The 12,610-nt window shown below is 32.1% G+C and carries 10 protein-coding genes; all 10 read right to left on the reverse strand.

What is annotated here, in order from left to right; translation table 11 throughout:
* Nucleotides 1–11 precede the first annotated feature (11 nt).
* Complete coding sequence (gene miaA / locus C1I91_RS15410; RefSeq protein ID WP_128213652.1) at nucleotides 12–941, reverse strand: tRNA (adenosine(37)-N6)-dimethylallyltransferase MiaA; 930 nt, start codon at nucleotides 939–941, stop codon at nucleotides 12–14.
* Between the two features lie 12 nt (nucleotides 942–953).
* Nucleotides 954–2,897 carry a DNA mismatch repair endonuclease MutL gene (mutL, locus tag C1I91_RS15415; RefSeq protein WP_128213653.1) on the reverse strand — a complete coding sequence of 648 codons (1,944 nt, stop codon included), beginning with the start codon at nucleotides 2,895–2,897 and terminating at the stop codon, nucleotides 954–956.
* A gap of 11 nt (nucleotides 2,898–2,908) precedes the next feature.
* Nucleotides 2,909–5,677 carry a DNA mismatch repair protein MutS gene (gene mutS, locus C1I91_RS15420; protein WP_128213654.1) on the reverse strand — a complete coding sequence of 923 codons (2,769 nt, stop codon included), beginning with the start codon at nucleotides 5,675–5,677 and terminating at the stop codon, nucleotides 2,909–2,911.
* A 60-nt stretch (nucleotides 5,678–5,737) separates the two neighbouring features.
* Entirely contained in the window at nucleotides 5,738–7,066 is a 1,329-nt protein-coding gene (miaB, locus tag C1I91_RS15425; protein ID WP_420808426.1) for a tRNA (N6-isopentenyl adenosine(37)-C2)-methylthiotransferase MiaB, read from the reverse strand.
* 232 nt (nucleotides 7,067–7,298) lie between these two features.
* Nucleotides 7,299–7,757, reverse strand: coding sequence for a GNAT family N-acetyltransferase (locus C1I91_RS15430; RefSeq protein WP_128213656.1), 459 nt, complete (start codon nucleotides 7,755–7,757; stop codon nucleotides 7,299–7,301).
* A gap of 223 nt (nucleotides 7,758–7,980) precedes the next feature.
* Nucleotides 7,981–8,613, reverse strand: a complete 633-nt coding sequence (locus C1I91_RS15435) for a DUF4362 domain-containing protein (RefSeq protein ID WP_128213657.1) — start codon at nucleotides 8,611–8,613, stop codon at nucleotides 7,981–7,983.
* A 398-nt stretch (nucleotides 8,614–9,011) separates the two neighbouring features.
* The gene (locus C1I91_RS15440) at nucleotides 9,012–9,632 is read right to left on the reverse strand and encodes a hypothetical protein (RefSeq protein WP_128213658.1); all 621 of its coding nucleotides are present in this window, start codon (nucleotides 9,630–9,632) and stop codon (nucleotides 9,012–9,014) included.
* A gap of 326 nt (nucleotides 9,633–9,958) precedes the next feature.
* Complete coding sequence (locus C1I91_RS15445; RefSeq protein WP_128213659.1) at nucleotides 9,959–10,585, reverse strand: type 1 glutamine amidotransferase family protein; 627 nt, start codon at nucleotides 10,583–10,585, stop codon at nucleotides 9,959–9,961.
* A 100-nt stretch (nucleotides 10,586–10,685) separates the two neighbouring features.
* On the reverse strand, nucleotides 10,686–11,648 hold the full coding sequence (locus tag C1I91_RS15450) for a helix-turn-helix transcriptional regulator (RefSeq protein WP_128213660.1): 963 nt from the start codon (nucleotides 11,646–11,648) through the stop codon (nucleotides 10,686–10,688).
* 232 nt (nucleotides 11,649–11,880) lie between these two features.
* A complete protein-coding gene (locus tag C1I91_RS15455; protein WP_128213661.1) occupies nucleotides 11,881–12,609 on the reverse strand; it encodes an energy-coupling factor ABC transporter ATP-binding protein in 729 nt (242 codons plus the stop codon).
* Between the last annotated feature and the right edge of the window lies 1 nt (nucleotide 12,610).

Genomic DNA, 12,610 nt, shown 5'->3' on the forward strand with positions numbered 1-12,610 from the left:
TTATAATGCTATTAAATATTTATGTCATCAACTATTTTGTTTATTATTTCATCATCAGTTAGCTCATCCTTATCTAAATAAACAACTCTAGGATCTTTCCTAAACCAAGTTAATTGCCTTTTGGCATAGTTTCTGCTGCCTTGCTTTATCATTTCTATTGCCTGTTCTAACGATACTTTTCCCTGAAGATAGTATAAGATTTCCTTATAGCCAATGCCCTTCATAGATTGCATTTCAGGAGTCAAATCCATAGACATTAACTTTTTACATTCATCAATTAACCCATTATCAAGCATTATATCTACTCTCATATTGATTCTATTGTAAAGTTTTTGTCTATCCATGGTTAGTACATAGTAGTGAAGATCATAATCGCATTTATATATAGATTCTGTTTCTTTAAATTCACTAAACTTTTTACCTGTAGTCTTAAACACTTCTAAGGCTCTTATAACTCTTTTTCTGTTATTGGCATGAATAGAGTTATAGCTTTCTAAATCTATTTCCTTTAGCATAGAATGTATATAGTCATTGCCATGTTTATCAGCTAAATCAGTAAGGTACTCTCTATACTGTTCATCCTTTTTGCTATCAGTAAAGTTTAGATTGCATATTATTGAGTCTATGTACAGCCCAGTGCCACCAGCTATTATAGGAAGTTTACCTCTGCTATAGATATCTTCAATGTATCCTTTTGCTAAGTCTTTAAAATCTGAAACGCTGAATTCCTTGCTTGGATGAACCACATCTATCATATAATGTTTAACTCCATCCATTTCTTCTTCCGTTACCTTAGCGGAGCCTATATCCATGTATTTGTATATCTGCATTGAATCAGCAGATATGATTTCGCCATTCAATGCTTTGGCTAGTTTTATGGATATATCAGTTTTCCCCACAGCAGTAGGCCCGCCGAGCACTAATAATTTTTTCTTTTCCATATCGTAATTCCTCTATTGTATCCTTCTAAATTTCTTCTCTAATTCATTTAATGTAAACTTTATTATAGTTGGTCTTCCATGTGGGCAATGGAAAGGATCATCGATGTATCTCATTGTATTTATGAGTTCATACATTTCTTCCATACTTAGTAGATCATGTGCTTTCACAGCAGCCTTGCAGGCCATTGTAGCGATTCTATTATACTTTACTTCAGTAGTTTTTCCTGACCCAAGGTTTTTTAAATTGTCTATTATATCAATTAGAAGATTTTTAGGATTAAGCTTATCTAAAAAGTATGGTACTTCTTTTAACAGTATACTAGTATCTCCAAAATATTCGATTAGAAAACCTGCTTTTTCGAAAACTTCTTTATTTTCTAGAACAATCTCATAATCATCCATAATCAAGTTTATTACACAGGGTACAAGGAGACTTTGAACCTGAATATGTGAATTTTCAATATCCTTTAAATACTTTTCAAAAAGTATTTTTTCATGTGCGGCATGTTGATCTATTAGATATAAGATATCTTCATGTTCACATATTATATAAGTCTTATCAAATTGCCCTATTACCCTTAGGTTAGGAATTTTAGCATTTGCCTTTTCCTCTAAGTTAGAACTAACTTTTGAGTTATACGCACTAGATTCATAAGAAGGGCTTTTTTCATATGTTGAATTACTATTTTCTACAATAGCTTCACTTTCATTATAAGTACTTTTCTCAAAGGTAATAGGCTTTAAATCCACTGGGAAATCTACCACTTGTTTATTACCTTCATAGTTAGTTTCTTCTTCATCTTCTCTTATTATAGCCTCTTCTTCATCATTTTTTTCAGGTTGTTTTATTGGATACTCATAATTAACGTGAGTATTGTAAGTATTACTAAAATCTATATCAAGTGGAATGTTCTCAACCTTTTCTTCTTCTGAGGCTTGCTCTTCAGGAAGCTTGAAGGACTCAAACACATCATTTTTCAAAGCCTTATGAACGCTATCAAAGGCTATTTTATAAATACTTCTATCATCCTTAAACTTTATTTCGGCTTTTGTAGGATGTATATTAACATCTATAAGCTCAGGATATATATCTATAAATAGTATGAAGAACGGAAACTTATTAACGGTACTAAAGGATTTAAAGGCATTTTCCACCGCAACTGTAGCTAGTTTATTTTTTACATAACGTTTATTTACAAAGAGTATTTGATTGTTTCTTGATCCTCTGCTTATTTCTTCCTTACCAATATAACCGTAGGCAGAAGAGGTGTCAGAATGATCTTCAAAGTAAATAAGGTTATCCACTATGTTCTTACCAAAAATCGTTCTTATAGCATCAAGCATATTGCCATTACCGTAGGTTTGAAATATCTTCTTACCGTTATTGTAGTACTGTATAGCTATATCTGGATTGGCTATAGCTATTCTACTTATTATCTCATTTATTAATGAGGCTTCTCTGGATTGAGACTTTAAAAACTTTTTTCTTGCAGGAACATTAAAAAATAAATTTCTAACTTCAATTTGAGTACCAGTTGGCATGCTTACTTCTTCATTTTGTGTAATTACTCCGCCATCTATCTGAAGCAGCTTTCCTGTATCAAACTCCAAGGTCTTAGACTTTATAGTAACGTTAGATATAGAAGCTATACTAGGAAGTGCCTCGCCTCTAAAACCTAAAGTGTTTATGCTGTAGACATCATCTATAGAACTTATCTTACTGGTTGCATGAGGCATAAAAGCCTTTTCTATATCCTCAGGATGTATTCCGCTACCATCGTCTGTAACCTTTATAAGACTTTCTCCTCCGTTTTCAATCTCTAGAACTATGGATTTTGCCTCTGCATCTATACAGTTCTCTACTAGTTCCTTAACAACAGAAGATGGTCTTTCAACCACTTCTCCTGCTGCTATTTTATTTGAAGTATTTGTGTCTAGTAGATTTATTCTTTTCAAAATATCACCACCTAAATTATCTCTTTAGCCTTCTTAACTAGTTCATATAGTTTATTCATAGACTCTAATGGTGTCATGGACATTATATCCATGGAAGCAATAGCTTTCAGTAGAGTATCTTTTTCTATATCAGTAAAATTAAGCTGTTGAGCCTCGAAGAAATCTTCCTTATGCTTTTTGCCTTTAGTTCCCTTGCGAGGTAACACCTCTTCTTCTTTTATCTGGTCTACTGCTATCTCTGCTTCTATAGACTCATTTTCAGTAATAACAGTATTAGCCAATTTAGATGAAACTTCTATTATAGTCTCGTTAGTGGTAGTTGATGTTTCCTTTGTAGAAGTTGCAATGTAATCTAATTTGTCATGAACTTTGTTATTATCTTCAAGAGAGCTTAATATTTCCTTAGCTCTATCAATTACTCTACCAGGAAGACCAGCAAGCTTTGCTACCTCTATACCGTAGGACTGATCAGCTCCGCCTTCTACTATCTTTCTCAAGAAAATAATTGTGTTATTAATCTCTTTTACTGCAACTGAGAAGTTCTTAACTCCTTTAATCTCTTTTTCAAGTCTAGTAAGCTCATGATAGTGAGTAGCAAATAAAGTCTTGCATCTTAAACTATCATCTTTAGTCATGTACTCTATAACTGACCAAGCTATACTTAAGCCATCATAAGTACTTGTTCCTCTACCAACTTCATCTAGAAGCACTAAGCTCTTTCTAGTAGCATTGTTAAGAATATTAGCTACTTCCCACATCTCTACCATGAAGGTACTCTTACCCCCTGCAAGGTCATCTGAAGCACCTATTCTTGTAAATATCTTATCACATACAGATATATTTGCAGATGAAGCTGGTACAAAGGAACCTATTTGAGCCATGAGAGTTATTAAAGCTACTTGTCTCATATAAGTTGACTTACCTGCCATGTTAGGACCAGTAATTATTAAAAGCTGTTCCTTATCTACATCTAGTTTTGTATTATTAGATATAAACTCACCTCTAGGGATAACCTGCTCAACTACTGGGTGTCTACCATCTTTTATATCTATTACGTTATCTTCATTTATTAAAGGCTTTATGTAGTTATTGCTTATAGCAACCTGTGCTAAGGAACAAAGACAATCAAGTTCAGCTATGATCTTTGCTGTATGCTTCATTCTGTCTATCTGTGCTTCAACCTTTTCTCTTATATCAACGAAGATACTGTATTCAAGATTGATTAGTTTTTCTTCAGCTCCAAGAATCTTTTCTTCCATTTCCTTAAGCTCTTGGGTTATGAATCTTTCTGCATTGGCTAAGGTTTGCTTTCTTATATATCTTCCTTCAGGTATAGAGCTATAGTTTGCTCTAGATATTTCTATATAATACCCAAATACCTTATTATAGCCTACCTTTAGTGATCTTATACCTGTAAAATCTCTTTCTTGATTTTCTAAAGAAGCAATCCATTCCTTACCGTGTAGCTTTGCCTGTCTTAACTCATCCACTTCATTGGAGAAGCCATCTTTAATTATATTTCCCTCCTTAACGGAAAGAGAAGGCTCTTCTGATATGGAGTTATCTAATAGCTCGTATATATCCTTTAGTTCATCTATGTTGTTATAGAAGTCTAAAAGCATGCTGGATTTACTATCCTTTAATAATTCCTTCACCTTAGGTATCTTTTGAAGGGATACCTTTAGTGATACCATATCCTTTGCATTTACATTGAAGTTAGATATTTTCCCTGTTATTCTCTCTATATCATATATATCCTTCAAGGTCTCTTTTAGCTGCTCCATAAGGTATAGATTGTTATATAAGTCTTCTACACCACTTAGTCTAGCTTCAATAAGAGACTTTGTTATAAGAGGCTGATCTATCCATCTCCTAAGCTCTCTGCTTCCCATAGCGGTAGAAGTCTTATCAAGAACCCAAAGCAAAGAACCTTTCTTAGTTTTTTCTCTTATGTTCTCCGTAAGCTCTAAGTTTCTTCTAGAGTTTGTATCTATAGTCATATAATCCACGATAGAATAAGTATCTATTCTATTTAAATTACTTAAAGACATCTTCTGAGTGTCTACGACGTATTTAGTTATTCCAACAGAGCTTTTTAGGGATAAACTATCTAGCTTATTCTTTTCCTCTTTAAATTGAGTATAGAGTAGATCCTCGCTGTCATCTTCAAAGTAGCTTATTGTCTTTCTAGTAATCAAGGCATTACAGCTATCTGTAATCATGGATATTAAAGTAGTATCCTCTAATATATTTATGATTATTTCCTTTGGAGAAAACTTTGATATCTCATCTAATATAATATTTGGATTATAATCAAAGCTTGTAGTTAAAAAGTCACCGGTAGATATATCTGTAGTACTAAGTCCTACCTTATTCTTTTCAGTGTCTACGAATAAACACATTATATAGTTGTTTTTTGATTCATCTACATAATTAGAATCATTGTATGTACCTGGAGTAACTATTTTAATTACATCTCGTCTTACTATACCTTTAGCAAGCGCTGGATCTTCAACCTGTTCACATATTGCTACCTTGTAGCCCTTAGATACCAGTCTTCCTATATAGGAATTGGCTGCATGGTAGGGAATACCACACATAGGAGCTCTGCTTTCAAGTCCACAGTCCCTTCCTGTAAGAACTAGCTCCAGTTCTTTTGCTGCAACCTCTGCATCCTCAAAGAACATCTCATAGAAGTCACCTAATCTAAAAAACAAAATACAATCTTTATAGTTCTCTTTTATCTCCATGTATTGCTGCATCATTGGAGTCAGTGCCATTATTAAACCTCCTTAAAGGAAAAAGCCCTTAAATCTAAGAGCTTTTACTTTTACTTATAATTAAACTTCTTCACCTACAAGAGAAAAGGCCTGAGCTCTTGTTATATTGACATTTACAAGCTTTCCTACGCTTTCTTTGCATCCGTCAAAGTTAACAAGTTTACCGTTTCTTGTTCTTCCCATAAGTCTATTTTCGTCATTTTTACTTGTTCCTTCAACAAGAACCTCAACAACTTTACCTTCATAAGTAGCATTTTTCTTAGCAATTATTTCATTAACTGCATCAACTAGCTTGTTAAATCTAGCATGCTTTATATCATCAGGTATTTGATCTTCCATTCTATCAGCAGGAGTGTACTGTCTTCTAGAATAGATAAAAGTAAATGCAGAATCATATTCTACTTGTTTTACTAAATCAAGAGTTTCATTGAAGTCTTCTTCAGTCTCACCAGGGAAACCAATTATTATATCAGTAGAAATTGATACGTCAGGAATTTCTTGCTTAATCTTTTTAACAAGCTCTAAGTATTGTTCCTTAGTATAACTTCTGTTCATCTCTTTAAGTACTCTTGAAGAACCACTTTGTACTGGAAGATGTATTTGTTCACAAAGCTTATCACATTCTTTTATAGCCATTATAACATCTTCAGTTAAGTCCTTAGGATGTGAAGTCATAAACCTAACTCTTTCTAGTCCTTCTATGCTATTTATTCTTCTTAGAAGATCGGCAAAAGTTAATTCTTCTTCTAAGCCTTTACCATAGGAGTTTACATTCTGTCCTAGTAGAGTTACTTCTTTATAGCCTGCAGCTACTAAATCTTTTATTTCCTTTTCGATATCTTCAGGCTTTCTGCTTCTTTCACGACCTCTTACATATGGTACTACACAATATGTACAGAAATTATTACATCCATACATTATAGTAACAAAGGCCTTTATATCGCTCTTTCTATCTATAGGAATACCTTCTACTATTTTGTCTTCCTTATTTACTATTTCTTTAACTTGAACACCTTGCTGCTTAACAGTGTTTAAGTACTCTGGGAACTTATAAGAATTATGAGTTCCAAATATAATATCAACATATGGGAAAGTAGTTAGTATTTTATCTGCCATTCCCTTTTGCTGCATCATGCAACCACATATAGCAATTATAAGATTAGGATTCTTAGCTTTTAAAGCCTTAAGAGCTCCAAGATTACCAAATACTTTATTTTCAGCATTTTCTCTAACACAACATGTATTAAAGATTATTATAGAAGCATCTTCTTTAACTTCTGTACTTTCGTATCCAATTCTTTTAAGCATACCTGAAAGCTTTTCAGAATCTTCCTCGTTCATCTGACAGCCCCATGTTTCTATATAATACTTATCATTTATGTTACTCACCGCGTTACTCCTCCAATTATTCAATTCTTTAATATTATACTGAATTTGTGAAGATTTTTAAAGTGTTAATATATAAGTTTCCTTAAATTAATTAACTTTACGACTATATGCTACAAATTTTGAGTATAAACCTGTTTAAATTATTAATTTTACACTCTAAATTTATTGCGTTTTGATCCCTCATCCACCTTCTGAAGGTATGTAAAGAAAATGTACACTTATAAAAAATTTCTTAATATTGTTTTTCCATAACTATAAACTCCACATCTTCATCATAGATGTCCCAAGTAAATTCATCAATGGTCTTAAACCCTAATTCCTGATACACCTTTATAGCTCTTTTATTAAACTTAGCCACATATAGTGAAATATGGTCATAGTTATATTTGTTTTTTCCAAAGGTCAAAATTGCTTCTACAAATTGGCGGCCCATTCTTTGACCAGTAAACTCTGGCTTCATTTGAAGTCCTAATATCATTTCTCCATCCTCATTATCAAAGCTACAGTGACCTATTAAAGCATTGTCTTCATTATAAATCACATAAGCATCTTCCTCTGTATGAATATTTAATGCCCATTCTCTCTTTTCTTCTGTTTTATCATTGCTATAGAAAGAATAAATATCATCATATTTCCAGGTTGCTATGTCTAAGGAATCTTTTTTCTGTGGTATTCTAAAATCAAATTTCATATATGGCTCCTTTAAATAAATCTATCATTTCTTTAGTTTTTCATCATAATTATAGATCTACGGCTTCAACTATCTAAGTTATAATTTATATGTCAATCTAAGTTATAAAGCATTTGTTGTAAGTATTACTCTTATATAGTACAACATGTTATCCATACCAGTTGAGTAACTATAACCTATTATAAAATGTTGCTGTAGATGCTATCTTAAATTCATCTTAATACTAATTTTTTATGCTGCTTTTATCAAAGCTAATTACAGTGGCCCCCATATTATCAGGAGTATCCTTACTTAGTAAAATAGAATATCTAATCCCATCTCCAGAAGCCTCTTTTACCATTTTAGCACAGTAAGTTGGAGTTCCAGGTAAAAATTTATCTTTATTTGAATATGTATCATAGGCTAAATCTTTAATAATCTTACCATCTGACTCATATTCCTCTAGTTTATTTACTAGAAGGGGACCATCATTTTTTAGCGTTCCTTTGATTACACGCACATAACCTGCTTTACCATTATTAAAGGAATCAATAAATTTATCTAAACTTGAAATATTATATACTTCAAGTTCACTGCTGCTTTCTTTAGAAAGCATTATTACACTTCCATTACTTAAGGACAGCTTAAAGTCTCTAGCTTCGTCTATATTAGGCTTTTTTAGAGCATTATTCTCTTTAAATAACTTACCTAGATTTTCGGATTCTTCTTCAGCATTTTTCTGTGAATCAACATTTTTCACATTTGCATTAGTAGTGCTTACAGTACTTACGGTTTTACTTACACTCTTACTAGATGTACACCCAGTAGTGATTAAAGCTACTAGTATTATACTTGTTAAAACTCCATATCTTTTCATAATATATCTCCATTTTAGCATTGTTACAACATGTTTAGGCCCTATCTTTAACTATATTATAGTTTTCAATATAAACAACCTAAGTTATCGGAATGCTATAAAAACATCAAATAACATCTATATTATACTAAATTTAAGCACTATATTCAAAATTTGTAAAAGTATATGTTTGTTAGCTTACCTTATATTGATAGGTTTGGATAGTAGAACCTTTTATTTCTTATGTGTAAAAAGTAATGGCCATCAGGTTTAATACTAAACCTGATGGCCGAAAAGTCACCCACATTTTTTAAATACATTCGCGTATAGCAGCTAAAACTAATATGGTTACCATTCTAAAGCTTATTTTAGCTAAGTAACAACCTATTATTAGAGATAAACTGTTTAGGAATTATGAATTAATTAAGTTTTTTTATCTTAAAAATCTCTCCAACACTTACTAACTTTATATTTAAATTATCTGTCAAGCTTTTAAGGTTTCTAAGATTATTTATAAATCTAGAATTGTTTCTTTTAACAACTATCTCAATTACATCTATAATATCTTGTTTTTCCTTTAGGCTTAATCTTAGATCGTGATTTAAACACTCTTTATTTATATAAGTTAATGTAGTCCAAAGCTGTTCTTCTGATATAGTATTTAAATCCATTAGTACCCAGGTAAAGTCTTTTCTTCTATGATGCTCTGGGTAAGCTTCCTTAAAAAATTCTATAAAGTGATTAGTTGGTTTTGGATCTTTTTCAGAAACTAGTTTGCCTAATTGAGATTTTAGATTATTCTTTAGAAACATTCGGGTATTAGGCTTTATGTCTAGTGCTTCTATTTTCTCATATATTAGATTATATGTATCTTGAATCTTATCAGGAGTTATTTCTAACTTCTTTAAAATCCTTGTAAGTTCAATGTATTCAAGTATGTTCTTCTTTGTATTAATTTCCTTACCGTACAGTTTTTCAAGTAGTTCAACTGCAGTTAATTGTTCTATTTCTTCTTTAGTCAATGTGAAGTTATTTTCCATGTTTGCTCCTTAAGTATATTTAATGAAATTCTTTTTATTAATTATTAGGATGCTTTATAAGTATACCAATTTAATTAGAGAAATATCTCTATTCAATAGGTCCATCTTATTGTACCACAAATGAAATTACATCAAAACAATAATTAAAGACTATACTTAATAATATTGTTGAAATTAAATTGATTTTCTTTTCATGTACACTGTTTATGTTTATGAGATGTTAATGCTGCGTCATATAAAAGAAGGAGTGCAGCCACCATTACTGACAAAACCAGCTCTAAAGTAAAAGGTGGTGAAAAGAGCTATCTTAACTACTTCAAGCCATTTTATTGAATTGAGTTCATTAACTCAAAAAAATATTTTGGTTCTTGGGTTTTATAAAGATTGTACCAGGAATCCAAGGTTTGCGGTAAGAATATATCTAGACTTTTCAATATATGCAAGGCAAATTCAAGAGGAGCTATTCCAGAAGCAGTAATCAAATTTCCATCAGTTACTACAGGTTCCTGCTTATAATACAGCTCTCCGGCATAGTTTGGACAAACCATTTTAAGATATCCAAGGTCATTGCTTGTATGATTTCGTTGATTCAATACTCCTCCCATAGCAAGTCCTATTGTAGCACCACAAATTGCCCCTACAACAATACCTTCCTCTAAATATTCTTCAGACATTCTTATAATTGGAGCATGAATTGCTTCTGGCCATGTATTACCACCAGGTAGAATCAAAGCAACAGCATCTTTAACACTACACTCCATAAGTTCAATTTCTGGCAATATTTTCAGACCTCCCATTGTAGTAATAGGACTCTTGGTAATTCCTACAGTTACAACTTTTAGCGGCATTAATCCCTTTTTGCAGTACCTTCCTGAATTGATTTCAGGTATTAAATAACCTATTTCCCAGTCAGCCATTGTATCAAATACATAAAGATATACTGTATCCTTCATTTTTTATTCCTCCACATTCATTTTATTGGTATTATTGGTTATAGGATGGTGTCAAACTCCATCTGGATCTATTATATATTATCTTCACTGACAAATTCAGTCAGTGAAGATAATGAGCCATTAAATCTCTAAGAATTGCTGCCATAGCATCTTTAAAACTATTTGGTTCAAGCACCTTTATTGATTTACCATATTGAAGTAGAATATGAGGAACATAGGTATTGATTGAGTTTTCATCCATTAAAAAATTAGCTCTGCATTCAGTTCGTTCTATAATATGGTATCCTAAAAACCAATGTGCACAAAGATCATTCAATGCTTCTGATTTGCCCTCAATCACTAAATTACAAAGTCCTACTTTGCTTTCTGAATTTGATAATAAGTTTTTTGTAAAAAACTCACGTGCCGAAAAAGCTTCAGGACGGTTAAACGAATTTTTAGTTACTATTATATTTACTATCCTATCTACCCTAAAGCTACGAATTTCATTCCTTAGGTGGCAAAACGAAATAACATACCACTTATCGTTCCAGTAGAGCATCCCATAGGGATCAACAATCCTTTGCTTAGGATTCCCTTCATAACCTGAACAATATTCAATTTCCATAGAGCATTCATTAGCAACAGCTTGCTCAATTTCCATTAATATAGGTTTGACAGCTGGATCGCAAATACGACTGACTACTTCAAAGCCGACTAAATGACGATTAAGAACTTTTTCTTGTTCTTGATTCGAGAACATCTTTAACTTTGAGGTTGCACTATTTAGTGCTTCCATAAAAGGATATCCTGCTTCCATTGCAAAAATAGCAGCATGTAAAAGTGATTTTTTCTCTTCAAGGTCAAAAAACAGTGGTGTTCGGATAAAATTGTTAAGCAAACTATATCCACCGTTATGACCAGGCTCAGATATTATTGGCACTCCACTAACACACAATGCATCCATATAACGGTAAACTGACCTTATGTTTATTTCTAACCTTTCTGATATTTGTTTTGCAGTTATTTTTGCACCTGAATTCAGCATCCATAAAATTGCTAGCATATTATCATTCTTTGGCATAATGAGCCCCTCTTCCCTAGATTTTATTAGTATTATTTATTAGTAAATACAATGTACATCATTGCTAAGACATATTTTTCTCGTATCTAAATTAGTATTTTTCACACCTTTGTTTATTAAAGAAACTCAATGGGGCCCAATTTTTTTCTTCATATTAATTCTTTTAAAAAGCTCATCTCTGCATCGAATTAATGACCACTTAATTTCAACAGGGTACTTTAAGAGAGCTTAATTAAATTATATTATTTTCAAATAAAAACTTAGTATCCTTCATTACCTCTTCATAAGCATCATCTCTTATGATGCTGTGATTGTCAGAGAAAACAAGAGCTCTCTTAAATACTCCTTGAACGTATTCGAAATCATGGGTTGAACATAGGATTGTCTTACCAGCTTCATTTAGATTAATCATGAACTTTTTAAGAAATCTTTTTGTTTTAGGGTCAAGTCCATTCATTGGTTCATCAAATATATAAATATCTGGATTTAAAACCACCACTGAAGCTATAGCAACTTTTTTCTTTTCTCCGCCACTTAGATGGTAAGGTTGTCTATCTGACAAACTTTCGATTTTTAGCAACCCAATGGTATCTTTTACCCTTCTATCAACTTCTTCCTCACTCATGCCCATCTGTCTTGGACCAAAAGCGATTTCATCATAAACCTTAGAGCAAAACAGTTGTACTTCTGAGTTTTGAAATACAAAGCCTATTCTTTTATGAAAAGCCTTCGAGAACCTTTCGTTCTGTAGCTTTTTACTTGTTATTTCTTCATTGTCCAGGATATACTTTCCCTTTGTTGGAGATATTAAGCCATTTATAACACTCATAAGAGTTGATTTACCACTGCCATTAACTCCTATCAAAGCAACAGCTTCTCCATCTTCAATCTTAAAACTTATGTTATTTAGGGCAGTTATGTTATTATCATAAGCATAACAAACTTCTTTCATCTCTATCATA

The organism is Clostridium manihotivorum (genome assembly GCF_004015185.1).
GTDB classification, from domain to species: domain Bacteria; phylum Bacillota; class Clostridia; order Clostridiales; family Clostridiaceae; genus Clostridium_AR; species Clostridium_AR manihotivorum.

Bases quoted from the DNA above. Each gene is read 5' to 3' on its own strand.
- miaA (WP_128213652.1), bottom strand. From the start codon at position 941: ATGGAAAAGAAAAAATTATTAGTGCTCGGCGGGCCTACTGCTGTGGGG.
- mutS (WP_128213654.1), bottom strand. From the start codon at position 5,677: ATGGCACTGACTCCAATGATGCAGCAATACATGGAGATAAAAGAGAAC.
- C1I91_RS15430 (WP_128213656.1), bottom strand. From the start codon at position 7,757: ATGAAATTTGATTTTAGAATACCACAGAAAAAAGATTCCTTAGACATA.
- C1I91_RS15435 (WP_128213657.1), bottom strand. From the start codon at position 8,613: ATGAAAAGATATGGAGTTTTAACAAGTATAATACTAGTAGCTTTAATC.
- C1I91_RS15440 (WP_128213658.1), bottom strand. From the start codon at position 9,632: ATGGAAAATAACTTCACATTGACTAAAGAAGAAATAGAACAATTAACT.
- C1I91_RS15445 (WP_128213659.1), bottom strand. From the start codon at position 10,585: ATGAAGGATACAGTATATCTTTATGTATTTGATACAATGGCTGACTGG.
- C1I91_RS15450 (WP_128213660.1), bottom strand. From the start codon at position 11,648: ATGCCAAAGAATGATAATATGCTAGCAATTTTATGGATGCTGAATTCA.
- C1I91_RS15455 (WP_128213661.1), bottom strand. From the start codon at position 12,609: ATGATAGAGATGAAAGAAGTTTGTTATGCTTATGATAATAACATAACT.